Source organism: Salinisphaera sp. (assembly GCF_002729955.1).
Lineage (GTDB): Bacteria > Pseudomonadota > Gammaproteobacteria > Nevskiales > Salinisphaeraceae > Salinisphaera.
Genome location: NZ_PBYA01000026.1, coordinates 56658 through 83182, shown reverse-complemented (window position 1 = coordinate 83182; position 26525 = coordinate 56658). Strand labels below are relative to the sequence as shown.

Annotated in this window: 24 protein-coding genes; 17 read left to right on the top strand and 7 right to left on the bottom strand. The window is 61.3% G+C overall.

Annotation, left to right across the window (positions count from 1 at the left end):
• Window positions 1-25: 25 nt before the first annotated feature.
• The gene (locus CMN27_RS06510; RefSeq protein WP_293624980.1) at window positions 26-2107 is read right to left on the bottom strand and encodes a TonB-dependent siderophore receptor; all 2082 of its coding nucleotides are present in this window, start codon (window positions 2105-2107) and stop codon (window positions 26-28) included.
• Window positions 2108-2298: 191 nt separating this feature from the next.
• Here CMN27_RS06510 and CMN27_RS06505 point away from each other — a divergent pair, with 191 nt between their 5' ends.
• The 4 genes from CMN27_RS06505 to CMN27_RS06490 all read left to right on the top strand — a co-directional run bounded on the left by CMN27_RS06505 (window position 2299) and on the right by CMN27_RS06490 (window position 5721).
• Window positions 2299-3324: an AraC family transcriptional regulator gene (locus CMN27_RS06505; RefSeq protein WP_293624979.1), complete on the top strand. Its 1026-nt coding sequence runs from the start codon at window positions 2299-2301 to the stop codon at window positions 3322-3324.
• A gap of 162 nt (window positions 3325-3486) precedes the next feature.
• Window positions 3487-4041, top strand: coding sequence for a cytochrome b (locus CMN27_RS06500; protein ID WP_293624978.1), 555 nt, complete (start codon window positions 3487-3489; stop codon window positions 4039-4041).
• A gap of 115 nt (window positions 4042-4156) precedes the next feature.
• Window positions 4157-4894, top strand: coding sequence for a sulfite exporter TauE/SafE family protein (locus CMN27_RS06495; protein WP_293624977.1), 738 nt, complete (start codon window positions 4157-4159; stop codon window positions 4892-4894).
• Between the two features lie 77 nt (window positions 4895-4971).
• Window positions 4972-5721 carry an SDR family oxidoreductase gene (locus tag CMN27_RS06490; protein WP_293624976.1) on the top strand — a complete coding sequence of 250 codons (750 nt, stop codon included), beginning with the start codon at window positions 4972-4974 and terminating at the stop codon, window positions 5719-5721.
• A gap of 52 nt (window positions 5722-5773) precedes the next feature.
• On the opposite strand, the gene CMN27_RS06485 is transcribed toward CMN27_RS06490, so the two are convergent.
• The gene (locus CMN27_RS06485) at window positions 5774-6172 is read right to left on the bottom strand and encodes a DUF4282 domain-containing protein (RefSeq protein ID WP_293624975.1); all 399 of its coding nucleotides are present in this window, start codon (window positions 6170-6172) and stop codon (window positions 5774-5776) included.
• Window positions 6173-6346: 174 nt separating this feature from the next.
• On the opposite strand from CMN27_RS06485, the gene dsbG reads away from it, so the two are divergent.
• The 10 genes from dsbG to CMN27_RS06435 all read left to right on the top strand — a co-directional run bounded on the left by dsbG (window position 6347) and on the right by CMN27_RS06435 (window position 15809).
• Window positions 6347-7126, top strand: coding sequence for a thiol:disulfide interchange protein DsbG (gene dsbG, locus CMN27_RS06480; RefSeq protein ID WP_293624973.1), 780 nt, complete (start codon window positions 6347-6349; stop codon window positions 7124-7126).
• 74 nt (window positions 7127-7200) lie between these two features.
• The gene (locus tag CMN27_RS06475) at window positions 7201-9870 is read left to right on the top strand and encodes a pitrilysin family protein (RefSeq protein ID WP_293624971.1); all 2670 of its coding nucleotides are present in this window, start codon (window positions 7201-7203) and stop codon (window positions 9868-9870) included.
• Between the two features lie 260 nt (window positions 9871-10130).
• Window positions 10131-10874, top strand: coding sequence for a (Fe-S)-binding protein (locus tag CMN27_RS06470; RefSeq protein ID WP_293624969.1), 744 nt, complete (start codon window positions 10131-10133; stop codon window positions 10872-10874).
• A complete protein-coding gene (locus tag CMN27_RS06465; protein ID WP_293624967.1) occupies window positions 10871-12364 on the top strand; it encodes a lactate utilization protein B in 1494 nt (497 codons plus the stop codon). Before CMN27_RS06470 ends, CMN27_RS06465 begins: the two co-directional genes overlap by 4 nt.
• 4 nt (window positions 12365-12368) lie before the next feature.
• Entirely contained in the window at window positions 12369-13088 is a 720-nt protein-coding gene (locus CMN27_RS06460; protein ID WP_293624965.1) for a class I SAM-dependent methyltransferase, read from the top strand.
• Window positions 13089-13091: 3 nt separating this feature from the next.
• Window positions 13092-13721 carry an LUD domain-containing protein gene (locus CMN27_RS06455; RefSeq protein WP_293624964.1) on the top strand — a complete coding sequence of 210 codons (630 nt, stop codon included), beginning with the start codon at window positions 13092-13094 and terminating at the stop codon, window positions 13719-13721.
• 73 nt (window positions 13722-13794) lie between these two features.
• On the top strand, window positions 13795-13992 hold the full coding sequence (locus CMN27_RS06450) for a type II toxin-antitoxin system VapB family antitoxin (protein WP_293624963.1): 198 nt from the start codon (window positions 13795-13797) through the stop codon (window positions 13990-13992).
• 150 nt (window positions 13993-14142) lie between these two features.
• Window positions 14143-14709 (top strand): plasmid pRiA4b ORF-3 family protein, encoded by a 567-nt coding sequence (locus tag CMN27_RS06445; protein ID WP_293624961.1) that lies wholly within the window; start codon window positions 14143-14145, stop codon window positions 14707-14709.
• 84 nt (window positions 14710-14793) lie between these two features.
• A complete protein-coding gene (locus tag CMN27_RS06440; protein WP_293624959.1) occupies window positions 14794-15246 on the top strand; it encodes a helix-turn-helix domain-containing protein in 453 nt (150 codons plus the stop codon).
• Window positions 15246-15809 carry a PIN domain-containing protein gene (locus CMN27_RS06435; protein WP_293624957.1) on the top strand — a complete coding sequence of 188 codons (564 nt, stop codon included), beginning with the start codon at window positions 15246-15248 and terminating at the stop codon, window positions 15807-15809. The genes CMN27_RS06440 and CMN27_RS06435 overlap by 1 nt, the downstream gene beginning before the upstream one ends.
• 65 nt (window positions 15810-15874) lie before the next feature.
• Here the strand turns inward: CMN27_RS06435 and CMN27_RS06430 are convergent, their stop codons facing one another.
• The 5 genes from CMN27_RS06430 to CMN27_RS06410 all read right to left on the bottom strand — a co-directional run bounded on the left by CMN27_RS06430 (window position 15875) and on the right by CMN27_RS06410 (window position 24672).
• On the bottom strand, window positions 15875-16759 hold the full coding sequence (locus CMN27_RS06430) for a GIY-YIG nuclease family protein (protein WP_293624955.1): 885 nt from the start codon (window positions 16757-16759) through the stop codon (window positions 15875-15877).
• Between the two features lie 158 nt (window positions 16760-16917).
• Window positions 16918-19884, bottom strand: coding sequence for a type I restriction endonuclease subunit R (locus tag CMN27_RS06425; protein ID WP_293624953.1), 2967 nt, complete (start codon window positions 19882-19884; stop codon window positions 16918-16920).
• Window positions 19871-21271, bottom strand: coding sequence for a restriction endonuclease subunit S (locus CMN27_RS06420; protein WP_293624951.1), 1401 nt, complete (start codon window positions 21269-21271; stop codon window positions 19871-19873). The genes CMN27_RS06425 and CMN27_RS06420 overlap by 14 nt, the downstream gene beginning before the upstream one ends.
• Window positions 21268-23391 (bottom strand): class I SAM-dependent DNA methyltransferase, encoded by a 2124-nt coding sequence (locus CMN27_RS06415; RefSeq protein ID WP_293624949.1) that lies wholly within the window; start codon window positions 23389-23391, stop codon window positions 21268-21270. The genes CMN27_RS06420 and CMN27_RS06415 overlap by 4 nt, the downstream gene beginning before the upstream one ends.
• Window positions 23392-23499: 108 nt before the next feature.
• Window positions 23500-24672: a Fic family protein gene (locus CMN27_RS06410; protein ID WP_293624947.1), complete on the bottom strand. Its 1173-nt coding sequence runs from the start codon at window positions 24670-24672 to the stop codon at window positions 23500-23502.
• A 216-nt stretch (window positions 24673-24888) separates the two neighbouring features.
• Here CMN27_RS06410 and CMN27_RS06405 point away from each other — a divergent pair, with 216 nt between their 5' ends.
• From CMN27_RS06405 to CMN27_RS06395, 3 genes are all read left to right on the top strand, one after another.
• The gene (locus tag CMN27_RS06405; protein ID WP_293624945.1) at window positions 24889-25128 is read left to right on the top strand and encodes a hypothetical protein; all 240 of its coding nucleotides are present in this window, start codon (window positions 24889-24891) and stop codon (window positions 25126-25128) included.
• Window positions 25128-25553 (top strand): type II toxin-antitoxin system VapC family toxin, encoded by a 426-nt coding sequence (locus CMN27_RS06400; RefSeq protein ID WP_293624943.1) that lies wholly within the window; start codon window positions 25128-25130, stop codon window positions 25551-25553. Before CMN27_RS06405 ends, CMN27_RS06400 begins: the two co-directional genes overlap by 1 nt.
• A 74-nt stretch (window positions 25554-25627) precedes the next feature.
• Entirely contained in the window at window positions 25628-26503 is an 876-nt protein-coding gene (locus CMN27_RS06395) for an MBL fold metallo-hydrolase (RefSeq protein ID WP_293624941.1), read from the top strand.
• The last annotated feature ends 22 nt before the right edge of the window (window positions 26504-26525 follow it).

The window sequence follows — 26525 nt, the reverse complement described above, 5'->3', positions numbered from 1 at the left end:
GGTCTGGAAGTCGCCCCTGTTCGCACTAGAAGTCGTAGCGCAGGGAGCCGACCACGCTCGTGGGTTCGCCATAGAAGTTGAACGTGCCGGTGCTGCCGACGCGGTTGTAGTACTTCTTGTCGAGCACGTTGTTCACGTTGACCGCCCCCGAGAGCCGGTCGGTGAACTGGTAGCCCACCATGGCATCGACCACCGCATAGCCCGGCGCTTCCACGCCCTGCAGGGAGCTGAAGTCGCTGAAGGCGGTCACCCCGGCGCCGATGCTCACCCGATCGAGCAGGCCGGAATCGAAGGCATACTTGGTCCACAGGTTGAACATGTGATCGGGCATGAGCACGAAGGTGGCCTCGTCGGCGCCACGTTCGACTTCGGTATCCAGATAGGTATAGCCGGCGATGATATCCAGCTGGTTGAGCGGCGAGCCGTCGAGCTCGAACTCGACGCCCTGAATTCGCCGCTGGCCGATGGCCTCGTTGTAGTTCTCGCCCGGTACGCCGGCCGCGTAATTGCGATCGTACATGCGAAACAGGCTGGCACGGGCGTTGAGGTCGCCGTTGAAATAGCTGCCCTTCACGCCGGTTTCGTACTGGGTGCCTTCGCGCGGCTCGATGAGATCGCCGTTGATGTCGTAGGCGGTCTGCGGATTGAACACCTTGGAATAGCTGGCATAGAGCGCGTGGTGACGATCCACGTCGAGCACCAGGCCCGCATAGGGGGTGAGCTTGCCGCTGTCGTCGCGGGAGCCGGTGGTGCCGGCGCTGTTGTCGGTGAGCTCGACCTTGTAGTCGCTCACCCGCACGCCGCCGATCAGGGCCAGCGGCTCGACCGGGCGAAAAGTCAGCTTCGTATAGAGGCCGATTTCTTCGAGCTTGGTCGTGTTGTCCGATACACGGCCGCTCTCGAGCACATCCACATAGGCCAGATTTTCGAAATTGTCCGCATCGACCGGTGCGCCGCGATAACGACCGCGAACGGTGTCGGTGTCGTAGTGCTTGTAGTCGGCGCCGGCCACGAATTCGCTGACGTTGCCGAAGGTTTCGAACGGCTGGCTGTAGCTGGCGTCCACGGCGAGCGTGTTCTGGTCGATATCGCCGGCCGTGGCAGATACCGGCACGGTGCCATCCGCGGCCAGCGGGCCACCGCCGAAGGCATAGTTATAGTCGGCGTTGCGGTTGGAATAACGCGCGCCGACGCGGCCGAAGCCCCCGGATTCAAAGCGGTGGGTCAGCTCGAAGATGAAGTCGTCGGTCGTCGATTCGAAATCGTTCCAGTCGGCGCCGAAGAAGGTCGAGCGATCCACGTCCAGCAGGCTGCCGTTCGCATCGGTGGCCAGGCCGTTGTTGACGGTGATATCGCGTTGCTGGCGCAGATAGGCCACTGAGACCATCGTGGCCGGGTCGATATCGTATTCGAGCGTGCCGTAGAAGGTCTGCGCGTTGTTGTCGTTATTGTCGACAAAACCGTCGGTATCGCTCTGTGCGACCACCGCGCGCCCGCGCAGGCGGCCGTCCTCGGTGAGCGGGCCGGAGGCGTCGCCTTCCAGATAATACTGATTGAAACTGCCGTAGCGGCCGGTCAGATGGCCCTGGGCATCTTCGGTCGGGCGCTTTCTTACGAGGTTGACGATACCGCCCAGTTCGCTGGTGCTGTTGAACAGCCCGGAGGGGCCGCGCATGACCTCCACCCGGTCAAAGGCAGCCAGATTGGGCAGCGTACCGTTGATGCTCGCCATGGGCGCCGGCAGGCCGTCGATATTGAACTCGTCGTATTCATAGCCGCGCGAATAGATCGACGAACGCCCGGCGTCGTTGGTGAGCACGCGCAGGCCCGGCGTACGCCGCGCCAGTTCGTCGAGCGTATCCACGTTGCGATCCTCGATCGACTCGCGGGTAATCACGCTGATCGACTGCGGAATATCCTTGAGCGCGGCCGGCGTCTTGGTGCCCACGGTTGCCGCATCCACGGCATAACCGCCGGTCTGTTCGGAGGGCAGCATGTCGTAGAGCTGGTTGCCTTCGACAGTGACCATTTCGAGCTGCAACGGCTCGCCCTCGGGCGCTGACGCGTCCTGTGCCAGCACCGGCATGGCCGAAGCCAGGGTGACCATGCCCACGATCCAGCATGTGTGTCGTGATCGATTGTTGTTGCAGCCGTTCATTTCTTCCCCAAGTGACAGGACGCACGGCGTGGCCGGCATCGTTCAAACCAATCTTATGCGAATGCGAATCTTTTGCATTTACGCTTTGTGCCGCGCATTATTCCAGAGGCTTGCCGCCCAAACCTTTGCGAAACGCTCAAATGTCTTTGCATTCGACTACCGCCGCCGAATCCGTGCATCCCGAACGCTTCATCGGCGCGGTCGAACTCAACCGGCATGCCGCGCATCTGGGCCGCGACTACCAGACACGTGTTGCCGACGACTCGCCGCCGCTGGAAGGCCGCTTCGGCGTCGATGCCCTCCCGGGCGGGCTGGTGTTGCGCCATGCCAGCGTGCGCAACCGCCAGGACATGTGTTCCCGGCTGCAGCTGTGCCCGGGCCTGAAGCTGATCTTCGTACTCGGCGGCGAAGTGGACGTACGTTTTGGCGATCGCGCGCTGCCGACCGGGCCGGGCGAAAGCTATGCCTATGCCGTACACCTGCACGAAACCACGACGTTCGAGCGCCACGCACGGCACGGCCAGTCGGAGCACAGCCTCACACTGACCGTGCCGCACGAGTGGCTACGCCAGCGGCTGGTTACGCTCGGCGACGGCCGGTCCGGTACGCGCCTGCCGATCCGGGCGCATCTGTGCATGCAGCCCTGGCAGCCCAGCGCGGCGCTGCGTAGCAGCGCGCTGGCCCTGATCGCTTCCGACAGCGACGGCGCGGGGGCCGGACCGGCGCGGCGGCTGCGCAGCGAGGCCCTGGCCCTGGCCATGGTGGCCGAAGCCCTGCCGGCCCTGCTGGACACGCCCGCTACCCAGGAACCGCCGCAGCCGATCGACGCGCGCCGTTTACGTCGCATGCGTGACCTGGTGGAGCACCCCGACGGCGCTGCCCTCACGGTGGATGCGCTGGCTCGCGAGGCCGGCATGAGCCGCAGCAGCCTGCAACGCCATTTTCATACCTGCTATGGCATGAGCGTGCAGAAGTTTCTGCGCGAGCGCCGGCTCCAGATCGCCGACCGCGCCCTGCGCGAAGACGGCGCCAGCGTGGTGCGCGCTGCGGAGCTGGCCGGCTACAGCAGTGCAGCCAACTTCGCGACCGCCTATCGACGCGTCTACGGCGTGCGGCCCAGCGAGCACCGCCGACGCGTTGCCCAGGCGCAGCAGCTGCGGGATTGAGCCCGGCCAGCGGTGCGAAACCGCCGCGGCCGAATCGAACCCGCCCGACCCTGGCCGACCCGGGCCGATCCGGGCCGACTTTGGTCGACCCTGGCCGTACTCTCGCGTATTGATTACGCGAAGCGCTAAGCTCTTTGCCATACGCAGCAAAAGAGATCGCGCATGGATACTCGAATGATGGACCACGCCCACGGTTACGGGCTGATCAGCCGGCTGTTCCACTGGGTCATGGCGCTGTTGATCGTGTGGCAGGCGACCTCGGCGATCCTGCATTACCTTGTCGACGACACCGCGATCACCGATTTCTTCTTTGGCTATCATTTCTCCAACGGCGTGCTGATCCTCATCCTGGCCGTGCTGCGCGGCGTCTGGGGGCTGATCAACCTTTCTCGCCGACCGGCCCACGACGGCGGCCTGCAGCGTCTGGCGGCACTGGGCCATGTGGCCATGTACGCATTGCTGATCGCGGTGCCCGTGATCGCCATCATCCGAGCCTATGGCAGCACCCGCGATTTTTCCGCGCTGGGTGTCCAGATCTTCAGCGGCATGGATAACGAAATCGAGTGGATGACGAACCTGGGTAACCAGTGGCACGGCTTTGTCGGCTGGATTCTGTTTGCGCTCATCGCCGGCCATATCGTCATGGCCTTCGTGCATACCTATGCCTGGAAGCAGCCACTGATCGCCCGCATGACCAAGGGCGACGAACGCATCTAGCGTCGTCGGCGCCCGGGCCAGAACGGGCCTCGTCGTGAGCGCGGCGAGCTGCGGCTCGCCCATGGCACGGTCGCGCGCCTAGACTCCGGCCCGCGAATCTCACCGCGAGTACGTCTTGGATATCGTTCTGCTCATCGGCGCCGCAGTCACGGCCGGCGCGATCAACGCCCTGGCCGGGGGCGGCAGCTTCATCACGCTGCCGGCCCTGCTGTTCTACGGCCTGCCGCCCACCGCGGCCAATGCGACCAGCGCGACGGCGGTCCTGCCCGGCTATGCCACCACGCTGTTTCGGTTTCGTCGCGACGTCGCCCCGCCCGCCGCGCTGTCGCTGCCGGCAATGGTGGCGATTGCCGCGGCCGGCGGTATCAGCGGCGCTTCGCTGCTGCTGCTCACCGGCGACCGCGCCTTTGCTGCGATCGTCCCCTGGCTGATGGGCGTGGCCACGCTCATCTTCGCGGCCGCCCCCTGGCTCAAACAGCGTATGGCCGAACGCGAAGCCAGCACCCCGGTGGCGACCATCGCGCTCTATCTGGCCTGTACCTACGGCGGTTATTTCAACGGCGGCGTGGGCATCATCGTGATCGCCCTGCTCGGCCTGCTGGGCCAGACCCGGCTGCTGACGTCGGTGGCGATGAAGGCCGTGATGTCGGCCACGCTGACCACGATTTCGGTGTCGGTGTATGCGGCGTTCGGCCTTATCGACTGGCCGCTGGCGGCCCTGATGGCCGGCGGCGCCATGCTCGGCGGCTGGATCGGCGCGGCGTTCGGCTATCGCATCGCGCCGCGCTGGCACCGGATCGGCATCGTGGCGATCGGCTCGATCATGACCGTGCTCATGTTCCTGCGCGTATGACCGATTGGGTTGCGTGTAACTGACCGCGTTACGGGCAAGCGTTACCCTGTGGCCATCATTCTCTTCAGAGCTGAACCATGGATAAAGTGATGCTCGTCACCGGCGGCAGCCGGGGCATCGGTGCGGCCACCTCCCTGATGGCGGCCAAATACGGCTATGCCGTGGCGGTGAACTACCACAGCAACCAGGAAGCCGCGGACGCCATCGTCAAGGCCATCGAAAAGGACGGCGGCAAGGCGATCGCGGTGCAGGCCGACGTGGCCAACGAACAGGACGTGGTGCGCCTGTTCGCGACCGTGGACGACGAGCTCGGCCGTATCACCGCCCTGGTGAACAACGCCGGCATCGTCGATCAACCGTCCAAGGTGGCCGATATGTCCGCCGAACGCGTGGCGCGGATGATGTCGGTGAACGTGGTCGGCCCGTTTCTGTGTGCCCGCGAGGCGATCCGGCGCATGGGCACGTCCTACGGCGGCCCGGGCGGGGCGATCGTGAACGTCTCCTCGGCGGCCAGCCATGCGGCCGGCGGCGGCGGTGCCGGTACGTATATCGACTACGGCGCCTCCAAGGGCGCGATCGATACGCTCACCGAAGGACTGGCCAAGGAAGTCGCGGCCGATCAGATTCGGGTGAACGCCGTGCGCCCCGGCGTGGTGGACACCGAAATCCATGCCAGCGGCGGCCTGCCGGACAAACCCGAGCAGGCGAAATCGGCCATTCCGCTGGGCCGGGTCGGCCAGCCGGAGGATATTGCCGAGGCGATTCTGTATCTCGCCGAGGCGAAGTTCACCACCGGCGCGTTTCTGGACGTGAACGGCGGCGTCTGAGGCGCCCCGGTCGCCACCGGCGCCGAAGGCCCAGGCCCGGCGCCGGTGGCGCCTACTTGCCGCGTGCCGATCTGCGCCAGAAGCGGATACGCGGCAGGTCCTGGTGAATATCCTCGGTCTGGCCGGCGATGCTCTCGATCTGACCGCCGAGCGCTTCCAGAAAGAAGGCGATCCGGAACACGGTCAGCACGAATTCGAGCATCACCCGTATCGTGACCACCAGGGCCAGAAACATGGCCGGCCCAAGCAGGCACAGCCAGGCCAGGCCGCTGATCCAGGATTGCTGAAACGCCCAGAAGATGACGTAGACGGTCGCCATCCCCGACAGCAGCTGGCCCAGCGTATAGATGGTGGGCACCATCTGGGTGGTGATGACCGTGGTGAAACGGCGATCGAACAGCCCCGTAATCAGGCTGTCGCCGTCGCTGCACATTTCGTGAAGTCGTTTCATTGCCTCTACCTGCAGATTCTGGCGCCGAACACGCATGCCGTGCGCCGTAAAACCGATCCTATGCCGATTTGCTGCGCTGCAGCAAATCGAGGCCGCCGTTCGTACCTTGGCACCGGTCGATTCAGATAGACTGGCGCAGTGGCCGCACGGCCGCCCGTTTGTTCAGGAGTCTTCATGCCACGCCTTGCTCGGCCCTTAATCGCTGTCGGTCTACTGCTTGCCACGCTGCCGCTCATGGGGGCGGCCGCCGCGCCGCAATGGCCGGCGCCGATCCGCAATCTCGAGGGCAAAGGCCTGACCATCGTGGAGGCCTTCGACGCCCCCGGCGGCATGACCGGCTATGCCGCACGCGCCGGCAATCGCCCGCTTACGCTCTATCTCACCCCGGACCGCGAGCACGTGATCATCGGCCCGATGCTGGACGCCGATGGCAACAACCTCAGCCAGCAAGTGCTGGATGCCACCATCACCCAGCCCGATATCCAGAGCGCCTGGCCGAAGCTGGAAAAATCCAACTGGGTGGCCGACGGCGACGACGACGACGACGCCGACCGCGTGATCTACGTCTTCACCGACCCCAACTGCCCGTACTGCCACAAGTTCTACGAAGTCGCCCGGCCCTGGGTCGAATCCGGCAAGGTCCAGCTGCGCCATATTCCGGTGGGCATCATCAAACCCTCCAGCCCGGGCAAGTCCGCCGCCATTCTGGGCGCCGACGATCCGAGCGCGGCCCTCGCCCGGCACGAGGAAAACTACAGCCGTGGCGGTATCGAGCCGCTCGAGGACATGCCAGCCGAGCTGCGCGAGAAAGTCGCCGCCAACAACATGCTGATGTCGTCGCTGGGCATTCAGGGCACGCCGGGTCTGGTCTATCGCAACGCCGAGGGCAAGATCGACATCAAGCAGGGCATGCCCCAGGGCGCCCTGCGCGAGAAGATTTTCGGCAAGAAATAACCGCCTCGGGCACTCGTACGGCAAATGGTTGTCTGTAGCCTGCAACCAGATACGCCAAAAACGAGCGAGGCCCCATGACCCGTCTACGTCCCCTGCTGCTGCTGTGCCTGTGGGCGCTCGCCCTGCCCGTGCTCGCAGCGCCTGACCAGGACAACGCGGTACGCCGTACGACGCTGGATAACGGCCTGCAGGTGATCGTGGTACCCAACCGCCTTGCACCCACGGTCACCACGATGATGAATTACGACGTGGGTTCGCGGGATGCGCCGGACGGTTTTCCCGGCATGGCGCATGCGCAGGAACACATGATGTTTCGCGGCACCGACGACCTGTCCGCCGCCCAGATCTCGGCCATCGCCGCGGCCATGGGCGGCCAGTTCAATGCCGATACCCAGGACGAGGTCACCCGCTACTACTTCACCGTGCCGGCCCAGTATCTCGACGTGGCGCTGCGCCTGCACGCCGAGCGCATGCGCTCGGTCGCCAACACCCAGAGTGACTGGGAAAAGGAACGCGGCGCCATCGAGCAGGAAGTGGCCCGCGATCTGTCCAGCCCGTCTTATGTGGCCTATACTCGCCTGCGCGAGCAGCTGTTCGCCGGCACGCCCTATGCCCACGACGCCCTGGGCACCAAAGCCTCTTTCGACAAGACCACCGGCGCCATGCTCAAGGCCTTTCACGAGCGCTGGTATACGCCCAATAACGCTACCCTGATCGTGAGCGGCGACGTCGACGCCAAGCAGACCCTGGACACCGTGGGCCGCCTGTTCGGCGATATCGAATCGCACGACGTGCCCAAAACCGCCGCGGTCGAGCTTTCGCCGGTGGATGCCGAGCCGATCCGCATGCCCACCGATGCCGGCTATGGCCTGGCCTATCTCGCCTTTCGCGGCCCCGGCAGCCACAGCCCCGAGAACTATGCGGCCGCCAACGTACTCGCCACCATCCTCAACAACCCGCGCAGCGCGCTCTATAGCCGGCTGGTGGCTACCGGCAAGAGCCTGGGCACCCAGTTCGCACTCGACGGCATGCGCGATGCCGGCATTGCCTATGCGGCCGCGGCTTTTCCCAAGGGCGCCGACGCCGATGCCCTGGTGGCCCAGATGCGCGAAGTCCTCGGCGATATCGCCGACAAGGGCGTGAGCGCCGAGCAGGTCGAAGCCGCCAAACGCCAGCTCGCGACCCGCAACGCCGCGGCCCGCGACTCCATTGAAGGACTCGCCCGGCAGTGGTCGCAGGCGGTGGCGATCGACGGCCTGGCCTCGCCGGATGCCGAGCTCGCCGCCATTCGCCGCGTCGATGCCAAGGCGGTCAATCGCGTGGCACGGCGCATGCTCGATCCGGACCAGAGCGTGCTGACCGTACTCACGCCCGAAGGCTCGGGCGCACCCGCCGCCGGCGACGGTTTTGGCGGCGGCGAATCCTTCGCGCCAAGCCATGCAGCCGATGTGAATCTACCCGACTGGGCGGCCAAGCCGCTGGCCAGCATCGACACGCCCACGCCCCGGGTCGCCCCGCAGCAGAGCACGCTGGACAACGGCCTGCGGCTGATCGTGGTGCCCACCGATGCCACCCATGCGGTGCATGTCTACGGCCATATCCGCAACGAGCCGTACTTGCAGGCGCCCAAGGGCAAGGAAGGCATCGACGGCGTACTGTCGAGCCTGCTCGATTACGGCACCCGCAAGCACGACCGAGTGGCCTATCAGGCAGAACTCGATGCGATCGGCGCCCGGGCCAGCGCCGGCAGCGATTTCTCGCTGACCGTGCTGCCCGAGCACTTCGACCGGGGCCTGGCACTGCTGGCCGAAAACGAACTCGCCCCTGCGCTGCCCAAAGAGGCCTTCAAGGTGGTACAGGCCCAGACCGCCGGCGCGGTGGCCGGCCAGCTCACCAGCCCGGACTTTCATGCCGGGCAGGCGCTCAAGCACGCGCTCTTGCCGAACGACGATCCGACCCTGCGCCATGCCACGCCGGAGACGGTGAACGGCCTGTCCCTGGCCGAGGTCACCGACTACTACCACAAGACGTTCCGCCCCGATCTGGCCACGCTCGTGGTGGTCGGCGACGTCGACACCGCGCAGGTACGCAAGGCGGTAGAAAAGAATTTTGGCGCCTGGAAAGCCAAAGGGCCAACGCCCGACGTGGACCTGCCTGCCGTGCCGGCCAATAAAGCCGCCACCGTGCACGTGCCCGACAGCGCCCGCGTGCAGGACACGGTCCAGGTCGCCGAGACGCTGGGCCTGCAGCCGACGGACGACGATTATCGAGCGCTCGAACTCGGCAACCAGGTGCTCACCGGCGGTTTCTATGCCAGCCGGCTCTATCGCGAACTGCGCGCCGAGCGCGGGCTGGTGTACTACATTCATTCCGGCCTGCAGGCTGATCGCACCCGCGCCCGGCTGGCCTTCGAATACGGCAGCCAGCCGGACAAGGTGGCCGAAGCCAATCGCCTGATTGCCGATGCACTCACCGATATGACCAAGGCCCCGGTATCGGCCGCCGAACTTCATCGTGCCCAGGCCGGGCTCGTCCGCCAGGTTCCGCTCGGCGAAGCCAGTGCCGGCGCGATTGGCATGGGGCTGCTTTCGCGCGTGGAAAAGGGCCTGCCGCTGGACGCGCCCTATCGCGCCGCACGGGCATACCAGACGCTGGACGCGAAGGCGATCCAGGCCGCGTTCAAACGCTGGATACGTCCCGATGCGCTGGTGCACGTTATCCAGGGGCCGGCCCCGGCTTCCTAGCCCCCGGGCCCCAGGCGTCCGACCGCGCGAAACGCCCAAAGCGCGACGGGCGTAGTGGTAAGCGGCGGGCCATGGCGGCGCCCTCGCGGTCGCCGCCCGAACGTCCCGCAGAACGGGCAAGCGTGCGGGCGTCGCGTTGCGCTATCGACTTTTGTATAAGCCAACCACCGGGCCGGACAATCCGGCCGGTACGCGCGTTAGACTGGCCGGGTTGCCGCCTGCCCCGGCCCCCACTCGCTCGCGACTTTTTCGGAGAGCCCATGCAAATCGGCCTGTTCGTGCCCTGCTTCATCGATGCTTTCTACCCCGGCGTGGGCATTGCCACGCTGGAATTGCTGGAACGCTTCGACTGCAAGGTGGACTACCCCTTCGACCAGACCTGCTGCGGCCAGCCGATGGTCAACTCCGGCTGCCACGACGAAGCACGGGCCACCGAAGCGCTGTTCGTGAAGAACTTCGCGAAATACGACCTGATCGTCGCGCCCTCCGGCTCCTGCGTGCACCAGATCCGCGACAACCTCACCGCCATCGAGCAAACGCCGGAGGTAAAACACGTGCGCGAAAACACGCTCGAACTGGTGGAATTCCTGCACGACGTGCTCAAGGTCGAGGCCTTTCCCTGGGCGCGCTTCGAGCATCGCGTGGGCTATCACGACTCCTGCAACACGCTGCGCAACCTCGGCCACGGCAAGCCCAGCGAACTGCACGGCGAATATTTCTCCAAGCCGCGGGCGCTGCTGGAAAAGGTCGCCGGCATCGAGCTGGTCTCCATCGATCGGCCGGACGAATGCTGCGGCTTTGGCGGCACCTTTTCGGTGACCGAGCCGGAAGTCTCTACCCGGATGGGCCAAGACAAGATCGCCGATCACGGCCGTAACGGCGCCGAATACATCGTTTCCGCCGATTCGTCCTGTCTGATGCACCAGTCCGGCTGTGCCGCCCGCATCGGCGCGCCGATCCGCTTCAAGCACATCGCAGAAATTCTCAACGGGGCAAGCCAATGAGCGGCAACGAACCCAATCCCGCGGCCACCATGGCCCGCGCCACACCCGAACCCCAGCCACGCCCGGCGAAGGCCGCCGACGGCAAGCGCGTGGACCATGCACGCTCGGCCAAGCAGTTTCTGAACGCGCCGGAACACGCCAAATCGCACGACACCCGCGTATGGGCCATGCGCACCAAGCGCGACAAGCAGGCCCATACGATCGAGGAATGGGAAGAGCTGCGCCAGCTGGCCAGCGACATCAAAACGCATACGCTCACCCACCTCGATACCTATCTCGAGCAGTTCGAAGCCAACGCCAAGGCCAACGGCATCCACGTGCACTGGGCGAAAGACGGCGCCGAGCACAACCGCATCATCCACGAGATCTTCACCGATCACGGCGTGAAGAGCGTGATCAAGGCGAAGTCCATGCTCATGGAAGAGTGCGGCTTTCGGCATTACATGGACGGCGTGGGCATCGAGATCGTGGAAACCGATCTGGGCGAGCGTATCCAGCAGCTCGACGGCGAAGACCCGAGCCATATCGTGGTGCCGCCCGTACACAAGATGCGTTCGGACGTGGCGCGCCTGTTCGCCGACAAGCTCGGCTCCGATCCCGAGAACGACGATGCCCACTATCTCGCCGGTGCCCAGCGCGATGCCACCCGCCCGCTGATTCTGGACGCCGATGCCGGCATGACCGGTGCGAACTTCGCCGTGGCCGAAACCGGCGGCTTCGTGGTCTGTACCAACGAAGGCAACGCCGATCTGTCGGCCAACGTGCCCAACCTGCACGTGGCCTCTATCGGCATCGAAAAACTCGTACCGCGCGTGGAAGACATGGGCGTATTCATTCGTCTGCTGTCGCGCTCGGCCCTTGGCTCGCCCATCACCCAGTACACCTCGCATTTCCGCGGCCCCAAGCAGGGCGGCGAGATGCATGTCGTGCTGGTCGACAACGGCCGCTCCAAGCGGCTGGGCATGGAGCAGTTCTGGTCCTCGCTCAAGTGCATTCGTTGCGGCGCCTGCATGAACACCTGCCCGGTGTACCGGCGTTCCGGTGGGCTGAGCTACGGCGCGACCTATGCCGGCCCGCTGGGGCTGATCCTCAACCCCACCTTCGACGCCCACCGCTATTCCAACCTGCCGTTTGCCTCCACGCTCAACGGCAGCTGCACGAACGTGTGCCCGGTCAAGATCAATATCCACGAACAGATCTTCGGCTGGCGTCAGGTGTTGGCCGAGAACGGCCACCTGCCGTGGACCAAGAAAACCGGGCTCGCCGCGGCCGGCAAGGTGCTGGCCAGCCCCAAGGGCTATCGGGCCGCCATCAAGGCTACCAACTCCGCGTTAAAGCATTTGCCGCGCTGGGCGATCTACAACCGCATGAACGCCTGGGGCGAGGGCCGCGAAATGCCCAGCCCGCCCGACAACGGCACCTTTCACGACTGGTACAAGCGCCATCGTCTCAACCGGGATGGCGCAAGCCATAACACCCCGGAGAACTAACGCCATGGCCCACGACACCCAGAGATTGCCTGCCGAAAACGCCATTCTGGAAGCGTGGCACGACAACGCGGCCGCCTGGGTGCACGCCATTCATCAGCACGGCATCGCCAGCCGCCGCACCACCGACCGCGCCATCGTGGATACCGTGCTCGACTGCGGGCCCGAGCGCGTGCTCGATATCGGCTGCGGCGAAGGCTGGCTGCTGCGCGCACTGGCCGCCGAAGACATCGCCTGCACCGGCATCGATGCCGTGCCCGAGCTCATCGAAGCCGCACGCGAGAAGTGCGTCAACCCGAACGTCGAACTCAAGGTCTGTGCCTACGAAGACCTGGTCGACGCCGAGTTCGACGAACCCTTCGATATGGCCGTGTGCAACTTCTCCCTGCTCGGCGAAGACAGCGTGGACGATGCCCTGGCCGGCGCCGCCCGCGCGGTGGTACCCGGCGGGCTGCTGGTCATCCAGACGCTGCACCCGCTCACCGCCTGCGGCGACCGGCCCTATATCGACGGCTGGCGCAGTGCCAGCGGTGCCTGCCTGGGCAGCGGCTTCCAGGACGACGCGCCCTGGTATTTTCGAACCCTCGGGCGCTGGCTGGAACTCGTCAACAGCGGCGACTGGCATCTGGCCGCGGTTGAGGAACCGCTCGACGACAATCACTATCTGCCGGCCTCGCTGATCCTCATCGCCATCCGCCAGCCGACCGACGACGACCCGGAGCTTTAATCCATGAGCAGCCGCGACGACATCCTCGGCGCCGTTCGCAGCGCCAAACCCGGCCTCGATGCCCCGGCGCCCACGGTGCCGAACTACGACGATAGCTACCCGCAGGAACGCGCCGGCCTCGTCGACCTGTTCGCCGAGCGCCTCACCACGATGGGCGGCACGTGGCATGCGCTCGGCGAAGGCCAGAGTATCGAGGACGCCGTAGAACAGGCGCTGTCCGAAAAACTCGGCAAACCGTTCGCCGACGCCGTGATTGCCTCCAACGTGCCGGAAGTAACCGGCAACCGCACCCTCACCGACAGCGACGACCCCGCCAGCGTCCACGACGTGGATATCGCCGTGCTACGTGCCCGCTTCGGCGTGGCGGAAACCGGCAGCGTGGCCTTCACCGAAGCCGAACTCACCGTCAACGCCATCGCCTATCTCGCCCAGCACCTCGTCGTACTGATCGACCCGGCCGAGATCGTCACCAACCTCCACCGCGCCTACCAGCGCGACGATTTCGTGAGCGCGAACTACACCGTCTTCCACACCGGCCCCTCGGCCACCGCCGATATCGAAGGCGTGCTGGTGCGCGGCGCACAGGGCGTGCGGTCTTTGACGATTATTCCTGTTTCGGCGAACCCGGCCTGAGCACTAGCGACACCGCATCTGGATCGTCACCCCATGATGTACGATTGAACCATCTGCAACATGGATGTCGCTCATGCGTGCGACGATCAATCTAGATGATGCATTACTCGCCGAGGCGCAACGCCTGACCGGCCTGTCAGAGCGCACCGCACTCGTACGCGAAGCGCTCTCGGCGCTGATCCAACGGGAAAGTGCCCAGGGCCTGGCACGCCTGGGCGGCAGCGAACCACAATTGCATAACTCGCCGCGACGCCGCTCTGAACTCGAGTGATTCTTGTCGATACCTCAATCGGAATCGACCATTTCCGACATGGCGGCAGACTCCCGTCGAGCCGGTCGGCGGCCGCGCCCACCTGGAGGCATAGACTCTCAGCCGGTATCGTCTGCTCGCATTAGAAATTCGCAAAACGGATACTCATCGATGAGCGATATTGTCCTGCGTATCGAACTGATGGATACCGCTCCCGTCGTCTGGCGCCAGATCGTTGTGCCGCCGCAGATCAATTTGCGACGCCTGCACGACGTCATTCAACTGGCGATGGGCTGGGAGAACTGCCATCTCTACGAATTCGAGGCCGACGGCCGATACTACGGCGAACCCGATCCCTACGGCCTTGGCGACGTCGATCTGGCGAGCGCCGTCAACCTCAAGCTCTACAAGCTCGTACCGCGCCTGAGCGAAGGCGAATTCCGTTATCTGTACGATTTCGGCGACGGCTGGGAACACCGAATCGTAGTCGAGCAAAGCGCGCTCGACGCCGCCGACCCCTGCCCACGGCTGCTGGACGGCGCGATGGCCTGCCCGCCGGAGGACATCGGCGGCATTCCCGGCTACCAAGCCCTAAAAGCCGCCCTAGCCGGCCAAGCCGACGAACACGGCAAGATGCTGCTGGAAGTCATCGGCAGCGACTTCGACCCCACCGCGTTCGACAAGGAAACGGCTGCGGCCTCGCTGCGACCGATTCAGGCGGGGTTTCGGCGGGTTTGACCGAACCGAATCTCCGCTCTATTGCCCGTTTCGTTTATTGCGAATAGAATCTAAGGCCAATGTTGGCATGAACAGGAGGCGGGCATGTCTACAGATTCGGCAAACGGCGCCCTACCCGACGAAGAATCCGTCGCTTTAGCGCGTGAAAGTGCACAGGCATTGGCCCGGCTTCTGCGGGATCGGCCTGACTCCGATCGCGCCCGTGTAAAGCTGGACGGGCAGGATCTGGTGCTGCCGCGGCATGCCCTTGCGCTTCTACGCGATCTATTGACCGACATGGCACAAGGCCACGCCGTAACCGTCGTGCCACGACACGCCGAGCTCACCACCCAGCAAGCGGCGGAGATGCTCAATGTTTCGCGGCCCCATTTGATCAAGCTTTTGGAAAACGGGGACATTTCGTTCACAAAAGCCGGTTCGCATCGGCGAATCCGATTCGAAGACGTGGCTGCTTACAAGGCGCAGCAAAAAGAACGCAGCCAGGCGCGGCTGGCCGAGCTGGCACGTCTCGCCCAGGAGGACGATCTGGGTTACTGATGTTTGTCGTGGTTTACGATGCCTGCGTTCTGTGTCCGGCGCCGTTGCGCGATTTCCTACTGCATCTAGCGACCACCGACCTGTTTGCAGCCCGATGGACCGGCCAGATTCACGAAGAGTGGATAAGGAACCTGCTCGAAAACCGCAGCGATTTGTCGCGCGACAAGCTTGAACGTACGCGAGCAGCAATGGACGGCGCCATACCCGACTGTCTGGTCATTGATTACGAACCGCTGATCGAAGGCTTGAGCCTGCCCGATCCGAATGATCGCCACGTGCTGGCGGCGGCTATCAAAGCCGGCGCGCAATTAATCGTCACCTTCAATCTCAAAGATTTTCCGGCATCCATTCTTGAGCCCTTCGGCATCGAAGCATTGCATCCGGATGTATTTGCAGAGCATCAAATGACTTTGCACGAAGGCTCCGTGGTCTCAACGGTCAAGAATCAGCGGAGCTTGCTATCTCGGCCATCGATTACCGCAGATCAGTTGCTCGAGACACTCGCAGCCAACGGGCTGGTTGTTACAGCGGAGCGGCTCGCCGAGTTCAAGGATGTAATCTGAACCTTACCTCTGGAGCCACCGCCGGATAGCCAACCAACCTTACCACCAACGGCGCACCCAGCTATTCATATCACGGCGCCCGCCCGCGCCTCTTGCAACGCCTTCAGCGTGCGCCCGTTTTCATCCTTCCAGCAGACACGGCCATTCGCACTGCCGCCGACCAACACACCGGCCGCCAGCGAGGGCGAATTGAAGCGAAAATCCTGGGTGAATCGAAGCCCCTGGCCGTCACGCACCAGCACACCGCGATCCTGCAATTGCTGACGCAAATCCCGCATGTGCTCATGGATCGAGCCAGTTTCGTCGATACGTGCGGTCGAGCCCTCCATTACGACGAACCCATCGGCCACTTCGCGGCCACGCGCCTGGGCGCCGCGTTCCTTCAAGTACAGCGCCACCGGCTCAGGCTGACTGGGCGTTGGTTCCGCCCGTGCCTGGCCAGCCGCGGACTCGAACGCATCAATACCCAACACGGGGAAGATCACCAGCATTTCGTCCAGAAACCATTCCGCATCGGCCTGATCGGCTTCGGACAGCGGCGGCACGCCCGGCGTCGTGCCGTTTTCCACCGCCCATTGATTGGCGCGCTTGGCCAACTCGATCAAGCGGGATTCTAGATAGCGCACATCCGCCTTGTTCAAGCCCTCATTGGTGCTGGTGAACGCCACCACGCGGGTCCAGAACTCCTTGCCGGCCACATGCTGCTTGAGCCGCTCGCCCAGCACATCCGCCTCGCCCACATACAAACGCGGCGCACCATCTTCCGCCGGACCAGTGAGCACATAAACACCCGGCTGGCCAAGCTCGCCACGCGCAAGCGCCCGACCGATCTCCGACCGACTCACCACGACGGCCCGACCGGTCCAGTTGGATTTTTCCACCACGCGCAGGCCGTCCGGCGTGCCATCGGCCAGAAAGATACGGATTGAGGTTGGTCGCGACTGTGTCATGGCGTCCTGGTATCGATGCACGAGGCGATGCCCAGCCTAGCGCGAACCCATATCAACGCGCGCGCGAATCGCTGACCGCGGACAGAATATCCGCCGTAGAGGCTTTGGCCTCCACGCCGGGCACGTCGAACGGCGACGCGTTTGGATCAGCCTCACATCTAAGTCTCTGTCTCTGCATCTTCTTCCCGATAAGTGGCGCCAAAGATCGTATCCGCGAGCCATTTCTTGAAAGACGGATTATCGCTGAATTGCTTGAATAGCTCCGTGTGGTCCGCCAAAAGGTCAACAACCACGCGTTGCAAAGCTGCATCGTGCTCGATACGCGCCGTTTTCTTATCGTTATTTTTCATGGCGTTCTGATACGCGGGGTCGGCGCTCACCTTGGCCGGGATTTCTTCGGCGATCAGCTGACGAATCTTGTCGCCATCTTTCCATTCGATATTGCCGAACTGATCATTGAACGCCTTGATGATGTTGCTTAGCTGATCGAGTTCTGGATCAGACATACGACCGCCACCACCAGTCGGCACGGGTTCTAGCTCACCATCTTCGTCCGAAAGTCCGATCGTAAGACTCGCCTTCATCTCGACGCGATAGCTATCCATGTCGATCGCTTCAAGAATACCTGCCGATAGATCTTCCTCCTTCGGTGCGGGTAGCTTGGGGATCAAGAAATTCAGGAAAACCGAGAGCTTCTCCCACTCCACGTTGGAGTACGGAAGAATAGATGCAAGAAAACCATAGGTTCGGACAAAGGTCTTGGCCTTACCCTTGAAATCGACTTGGCTATCTTCGTTCAATTCAGCGTTGTACGTGGCAACGCAGGCGTCCAGGATCGGGTCGAGCTTATCCCGATCGGCGCCATTCAAATAACGCGTAACGAGATCGTTAATTTGAGCCGGTGAATACACTTGATGCGCATCGAGTTCGGCCTTGAGATCGTGCAGTTTGTTTGGGTCCGTTTCATCGCTGAGAATCGTCGTCCGGTAGTACGGCTCAAACGCTTTCTCAATTGTTTCAGAATCATTGTAGAAATCGAGCACGAACGTGTCGTGCTTCTTGGGGTGGGCGCGGTTCAGACGGGACAGCGTCTGCACTGCCTTGATCCCCGACAGCGGTTTATCGACATACATGGTATGCAGTAGCGGCTCGTCATAACCCGTCTGATACTTATCGGCCACGATCAAGAACCGATACGGATCCTGTTTGACCTTGTCCGGAATCTGATTACTTGGAAAGCCGTTCAACGTAGCTTCGTTTATCTTCTTGCCACCATATTCTTGGTCACCCGAGAACGCGATAACGGCCTTATAAGGGCTCTTTTGATCCCGGAGATAATCGTTGAACGCGTGGAAATACTGAATCGCTCGTTCAATCCCATTCGTGATCACCATCGCGCGGGCATGACCACCGATCTTGGGCTTGTGGCCCAGCACCTGCGAGTGGAAGTGATCCACCATGATTTCGGTCTTCTGCCGGATAGCATGCTCGTGCGATTCGACGTAGCGCCGTAATTTCTTCTGCGCCTTGTTGGCGTCGTAGTACGGGTCGTCCTCGACCGTTTTCGACAGCCGGTAATAGCTCTCGACGGGCGTATAGTTTTTCAGTACGTCCAGGATGAAGCGCTCCTGGATCGCCTGCTTCATCGTATAACTGTCGAACGGATGATGTTTGACTGCGCCGTCCGGCTGAGGATCCGGCTCGCCGAATATCTCGAGCGTCTTGTTCTTCGGCGTAGCCGTAAAAGCAAAATAGCTGGCGTTGGTCACCATTTTCTGGCTTTCCATAAGCCGGTTGATCTTGTCCTCAATCGACTCTTCTTCGTCGCCGTAAGCTGCCGGATCTTCAAGCACACGATTCATGGCCGCACTGGTCTTGCCGCCCTGACTGGAATGCGCTTCGTCGATGATGATCGCGAATTTCGCACCGCGCTGCGCGCCGCCAATTTCATCGAGCACGAACGGAAATTTTTGCACCGTCGTGATGATGATCTTTTTCCCGGACTTCAGAAACCCGCGCAGATCACCTGAACGCTGCGCATGCCCTACGGTGGCCGAGACTTGAGCGAACTGCCTAATCGTGTCGCGAATCTGCTTATCGAGTACGCGGCGATCCGTGACGACAATGACGGACTCGAATAAAGCGCTTCCATTACATTCCAGCCCTACGAGTTGATGGGCCAACCAAGCGATGGAATTACTTTTGCCACTGCCCGCGGAATGCTGGATGAGATACCGTTTGCCTGCACCGCGGCTTTGCGCATCGCCGAGAAGCGCCCGCACCGCTTTCAACTGGTGATAGCGTGGAAATATCTGTTTGTATTTCTTGCGACCAGTCGTCTCGTCTTTTTCCTCGACGATCTGGGCATAGTTTTCGAGGATGTCGGTCAGCCGCTCCTTGGCCAGAATCTCTTTCCAGAGGTAGTCGGTTGCCAATCCCGCCGGATTGGGTGGGTTGCCGGCGCCGTCCTTGTAACCTTTATTGAACGGCAGGAACCACGACTGCTTGCCTTTGAGATGCGTGCACATCCGCACTTCGTGATCATCCACGGCGAAGTGAACCACACAGCGACCAAATTGAAATAGCAGCTCTTTTTCGCTGCGATCGCGCTTGTACTGCTGTACCGCATCATCCACGGTTTGCTTTGTCAGCTTGTTCTTCAGCTCGAAGGTCGCGACCGGTAGACCATTGATGAAAACGACCATGTCCAGCGCGAGGGACGTCTCGTCGCGGCTATACCGCAACTGCCGCGTCACGCTGAATATATTTGTTGCGAACCGCGCTACGGCCGCCTCATTGCCCCGACTGGGCATGCCATAAAATAGATCGATATGCGCCGGGCCATGCTTGATACCGCTGCGCAGCACCTCCACAACGCCCCGCTTGGCGATCTCACCCTGGAGCCGGTGCAGAAACTGAACGCGTTTGGGGCCATCCGCATCGATGCCAAGCCCTTCGTAGATCTCGGGCTGCGTTTCGGCCAAGAATTGCAGCAGCTTGGCCAAGTCGACCGCGTGCTCGCGGTCGAAATCCTGCGGATCACCCTGAACATATTCGGCATCGTCGACCAAGGAGGCGACGATGATCGATTCCAGGCCCTTTTCGCTGGCGTCAGTCGGCTTCACCCAGGGTCCCCTCGTCCGCTATCACACCACTCAGTTCGCCAGCTTCCGCCGTCAACGCGGGCAACTCTTCCTCTGCGACGTTCAGCACGTCGACGCCACGCACATCTACCTGCCCCGTGACCACATCGGAAACCAGCCGGGTATAGTATTCCTTTACCAGCTCTATCTCGCGCTGCGCATGTGCTACCGCCGAATCAATGGCTTTCGACCACACATCGATATAACGAAGAATCTTTTCCTGCTCCCGAATAGAGTCTGGATAGGCTACGTGCAAGCTCCCTAATACCGTTTCAGCGATCGCTGGATAAGCTACTCCTACCGACTCTCTAATTACTCGCTCAATAAAATTATTACTTTGAATTAATAGCCCCAAAAATTTGGGGTGAATTTTCGGCCTGGGTGTTAGGGAGGCAAAGCCTGTTGATGCGATCCAATCCTCTACTTCATCAGCAATATAGTAAACCGCCTTTAAATACGTTCTAACTGTAGAAAGAATCGTATCGCCTTTCTGCAATACTCGCCGGGCGCGCGAGGGCGCTGAACCGAAATAAAAAGTCTGCGGCTCTTTGATAAGCCGGCCGGTGCCTACTGTGCTTATATCGAAATATTTAAACGCATAATCTTCGTCGGTCGACGCGGGTAGAGTTCGGGTGTTTATATCCGATACTTTTTTTAGCGGCGCTATTTCCCAATGCGCTGGAATACCGCCGATCCAATCCACGCCGCTAGACTTGAGCTTAACGCTCGAATCAAGCCCTCGCGTCACAGCTTGATTTATGACGTACTGTCTTTGCTCCTTGAGCAATTCGACCAGTCGACGCTTGTTGTGAATAAAGCGTTCAGCTCTCGCCTCCACCGAATCCAGGTATTCGACGATCTGTTGCTGCTCGTGGATCGGAGGAACAACAGAAGGCATGCGTTTGAAGTCTTGCCAATAAAGACGATTCCGGTCTTTGACGATGCCACGCGAGTAGGCGTCGACTTCGTTCATGTAAACCGGGGTACGAAACAGGTAAGCGAAATACCGGCTGCTCGCTTCTGGGAGAGGCTTCGCAACGACATAGGCAGGACTGACTAGTCCATCCACAGGCGCAATTCCAACGGCGCCCTGCCACATCCGCATCATGTTGTAGGCAATATCGCCCTTCGCCGCTCTTTTGTATTTGTCTGGATCGGACATCACCTGCTTGCGCTTCATGTCGTCCATGTCGCGCACGCGGACGCCTGTCTTTAGGGATACCTCCAGGATCGGCAGATGCGCAAATCCTGTTTCATTGCGTGGCGAAAATAGCCGACCATTTCTTAAGACACGCCAGTGCGCAGGTATCCTGCCGAGAAAGGGCTCGCCGGATTCTTTGTATTCTGAATAAGGGGCCAAGCGTTTCATTCGGATTCGCCGACGATTTGCTTGAGCAGCCCGTCCGTTTCCCGTTCCAGCGCGTTGATGTCGCGCTTGATTTCGTCGAGAGTCCGCATCGGAACAGGCCGATAGAAATGCCGGGTGAATGAGATCTCATAGCCGATAGCGGTCTTCGAAACGTCGATCCACGCATCCTGGGTGAAAGGCAACACCTCACGCCGGAAAAACGCCTCAACCCCGCCCTCTTCAAGAAAAGGTACCTGCTCGCTGTCGCGTAGCGCCGTATCCGGTTCGTACTCGACTACACAAGACTTACCGCCCGTTTGTACCTCGAACCGGCCGTGAAACGGGTCGGGGTTCGCCTTACCCGGCTTGTACGCTTTTTTGACGACGGGTTCGGCGTTCTCCTTCACGTCGCAAAGTTCTGCACGCAAGAGTTTTTTATGAGTAGCATTTAACTTGATACCACTACTGCCCGTCTGTGCTTCGCAGGCGTTGATGAAAGCGTTGAAATCCAGATGTGGCCCCTCGCCCAAGCGTTGGGCCACCTGCCGGACTAGCTCCGCGAGCGGCTTTTGTCTTTTCTTCTCGCAAATCTTTTCGAACTGGTGCAACCGAGGCGAGCTGAGATCGACGGCAAGCCGCAATGGCCGTTCGACCGTAATCTTCCAGTAACCAAAAGCGTCGTTCGAAAAGATCTTCGATTTTTCGGTTTCCACCGGTTTCACTATCAAGTCGCAAATCGTCCTCATTTGCTCCTTCGAGAGTTCACAATTGCGTTTACCGAGGTTGCGGCGCAGCGGCTCAAACCATTCACTTGCATCGATCAACTGAACCTTACCTTTCCGCTCTTCGCTTTTACGGTTGGTGAGCAGCCATATGTAAGTTGCGATGCCCGTGTTATAGAAGATGTTCTGCGGCAGCGCGACGATCGCTTCCAGCCAATCGTTTTCGATGATCCAGCGTCGGATTTCGCTTTCGCCTTGGCCAGCGTCGCCAGTAAATAGCGACGAGCCGTTATGAACTTCGGCGATACGGCTACCGCTCGCCTTCATCTTGGAGAGCTTGTTTACCAGGAACATCAGTTGCCCGTCGCTCGAACGGGTGATCATCTTGTATTCCTGATTACCGCCATGCTGGGTGACGAACCGTGGATCCTTGATGTCGTTCTTACCGCCCAGGCGATTGAGATCGCTTTTCCAGCTTTTACCGTACGGTGGATTGGATAGCATGAAATCGAACTCCTGCGACGAAAACGCGTCGTTCGATAGCGTAGAACGGTCCTTGATGTTCTTGGCTTCTTCCCCCTCGCCCTTCAGCAGTAGATCCGCTTTAGCGATCGCATAGGTTTCTGCCTGTATCTCTTGTCCGTAGAGATGAATAGACACGTCCTTACCTAAGCCACGTGCCAATTCAGCCAGTCGCTCTTCGGCAACAGTCAACATGCCACCCGTGCCGCATGCGCCGTCGTATACTAGGTAGGTTCCGGACTCGATCTCATTTGCGATCGGCAAGAAGATCATATCCGACATCAACTGGACTACGTCGCGCGGCGTGAAATGCTCGCCGGCTTCTTCGTTGTTGTCTTCGTTAAACAGTCGGATCAATTCCTCGAAAACCGTGCCCATGGCGTGGTTGTCGAGTGCTGGCAGCAATTCATCACCATCGCTATCGGTGACCGGCTTCGGGCTGAGGTTTACCGTGGGTTCAAGAAATTTTTCGATCAGATCGCCGAGAATATCCTCATCGACAAGCGTTGGTATTTGATTGCGGAACTTGAACTTGTCGAGAATCTCTTGGACGTTCGACGAGAAGCCATCCAGGTATGCCTCGAAATCGGCTTTCAGCTGCTGCTGTTTGGCGCGATTTTTCAATGTCCGAAGAGTAAACGGGGAGACGTTATAGAAAGCTTCCCCTGCCGCTTCCCGTAATGCAGCGTCCTGATTCGCAACGCCGGCTTCGTCAAGCCGCGTCTTCATCGCCGTCACCGCGTCTTTCGTTGGCTCCAACACCGCGTCCAGGCGCCGGATAACGGTCATCGGCAGTATCACGTCGCGGTATTTGCCACGCACGTAAATATCACGAAGCACATCGTCTGCGATGCCCCAAATGAAATTGACGATGCTGTTGTGAGTGGATTGGTTCATTCTTGCGGACTCAAGCGTATTAATCGATTGGCTGACGTGCGGGGACTGCGCCGCTATTCGCTGGGACTGCAATGAAGTTCCGGTGCACGACGCGGCTCGACGGGAAGATTACAGCGGCGTGGTGCCTTCACTCAAAATATCCATGAACGCATCGTAACGATACACGCGGCCACGTTGTCGGCCCGTGACTTCGCTCACAATCTCCAGCTTTTCCAACACCTTGAGCGCGTCGTTAACCGGCGGTGCAGTCAAGCCAGTCGCGGCGACGAGCTGCTTTGTATTCGCAAAGGGAAGCCGCTGCATCGCTTCGTGAACCCGCAGCGCGGAGCCCACTCGATCGCCGACTGTGCGGATCATGTCGCGGTCTGTTTCAAATAATCGGACAATTCGATTGGCGGCGTCGAACGCCTGATTCGCGGTATCGGCAACGCCTTCGAGGAAGAACGCAAGCCATTCCTCCCAGAGGCCGTTCTCGCGTACATCCTGCAGCAGCTCGTAGTAGCGGGCGCGATGGGTCTTGAGATAGAGGCTGAGGTATAACAGCGGGCGCTGAATTTCGCCTTCCATACACAGAAATAACGTGACGAGCAGCCTGCCCAAACGGCCATTGCCGTCGAGGAAGGGATGAATGGTCTCGAACTGCACATGCAGCAACCCCGCCTTGATGAGAGCGGGCAAGCCTGACGCGTCTTCGTGAATGAATCGTTCGAAGCGATCCAAGCATCCGAGCATATCGTCGGGCGCGGGCGGCACGAACAGAGCGTTGCCGGGCCGCGTTCCGCCAATCCAGTTCTGTGACGTTCTGAACTCGCCGGGATTCTTCGAAGCGCCTCGACCACTGTCCAGCAGCTTGGCGTGCATTTCCCGCATGAGCCGAAGCGATAGCGGCAGAGTCTTCAGGCGCTCCAAGCCATACAGCATGGCATCGACATAGTTCGAGACTTCGCGAATATCGTCGATCGGCTGACCGGCACTGGCTTCACTTTCGTAGCGCAGCAGGTCGTTCAAGGTCGACTGAGTACCCTCGATCTGCGAGGAAAGTACCGCTTCCTTGCGCACATACATGTACAAGAACAGATCGTCGCCGGGCAAAAGCGTGGTGATCCCGTCGAGCCGGCCAATGGCGCTTTGCGCTCGGGCAAAGCGCTCCAGCAGTCCCATGATGTTCACGGGTGGCTGCGGCGGTAGATCGGCCGGGATGAAAGCCTTCACCGTTTCGCCGCCCGCGACGGTTTCGCGATAACGGCCGGCCCGTGTTTCTTTCGCTGCGTTATCGCTCATCGCAAGAGCTTAGGCGGCTCGGCCTTAATAAAGCAAATCGGCTTTTCGTTTAATTAGCATGCTGCTAATTAAGCTAGCTTAAATTAGCGTTGAGCAGCAGAGCGCGCATTCGCAGAACTCAATAGTGCCCGCGTTCAACGGCTTTGTTACGACCCTCACCCGTGCTAATCGCGACCGTGTTAAATTGATTGCATTGATATCACTGCAATCAATTCGATGGCTTCGATTACGATCCGCAACCTGGACGACGAGCTGAAACAGGCGCTACGGCTGGCCGCGGCCGAGCACGGCCATTCGATGGAAGAAGAGGTTCGCGTGATCCTGCGTCGCTCGCTTGCGAGTGCGAAGAAAGGCGGCCTAGGCAGCCGGGTGCAGGCACGATTTCGCGACGTGGGTGGGGCCGACCTCGACCTGCCGGCGCGCCGTGAAGCACCGCGCGCCGCGGACTTCGACTGATGATCGTTCTGGACACCAATGTGTTGTCCGAACTGATGCGTCCCGCGCCAGCGCCGACTGTGATCGCTTGGCTCGATGCTGCCAGCAGCGGTGAACTGATCGCGACCACGGCGATTACAGTGGCCGAAATTCTTTACGGCATCGAACGGTTACCCGACGGCCGCCGCAAGCAGCAGCTCGGCGAAATCGCAGCTGCTATGTTCGAGGAAGATTTCGCCGATGCAATCCTGGCATTCGATGCTCAGGCTGCCGTGTTTTATGCCGAACGGGTCGCCGCCAGCGAGGCGGCCGGCCACCCCTGCGCGATGGCCGACGCCCAGATCGCGGCCTTATGCGCGCAGCACGATGCGACCCTCGCCACCCGCAATACGAAGGATTTTCGTTCGCTCGGCGTTGCGTTAATCAACCCGTGGGAAGACGGCTGATTCAGCCGACCAAGCTTTAAAGCCTCCTACTCGTCACCAAGTCCGTCGTATTGGTCAGCCCATAGCGACACGACATGCCGCACGAACAACCCGAAACCCAATCCACCCACCTCCACCACCTGCGCGTGGGCGATTTCGTCGTCACCACGATTCAGGATGCCTATCTGCAGGGTGGGTTCGGGCTGATCTCGAATCTGGACGCGGCGACGGTGCAGGCATTGCATGCGGAGAGCCGGCGGCCGACGCCGCCGAAGATCACGCTGAACTGTTATCTGGTGGATACGGGCGATGAGCGGATTCTCATCGATACCGGGCTAGGCGGTCTTGTGGGCGATGAAGGTGCGCGGCTGGGCGCGGGGCTTGCGGAAATGGGGTTAACCGCGGCCGATGTCGACTGCGTGATTCTCACGCACAGCCATCCGGACCATCTGGGCGGGTTGATCGATGGCGACGACAATCCGGCCTTTCCCCGGGCCGAGGTGCTCGTGCCGGCCGGCGAGCTGGCGTTTTGGCGCGGCGCGGTGCCGGACGATGCCGGTGACATGCTCCGTAGTCATTTCGCCAACGCCCGGCGCGTGTTCGATGCCTGTGCGGCGAATCTGCGCGCGATCGAAACCGACGAAATCCGGCCCGGCGTGACGCGTTATCCGCTGCCCGGCCATACGCCGGATCACAGCGGTTATCGCATCGAATCCAACGGCGAGCATCTGCTCATTGCGGCCGATATCGTGCACCTGCCGCAGATCCAGTTCCCGCGCCCGGATGCGCAGGTGATGTTCGATATCGACCCTGAACAGGCGGTGCGCTCGCGCCAGGCGCTATTCGCCAAAGTCGCGGCGAGCGGCGAGCTGATCGCCGGCCACCATATCGACTTTCCCGGCATCGGCCACTTGGTGGCCGACGGCGCGGGTTATCGCTTTCTGCCGCACGTGTGGTCGCCGTTCGTTTGAGACGAGCCGGCGGCGGGCACGG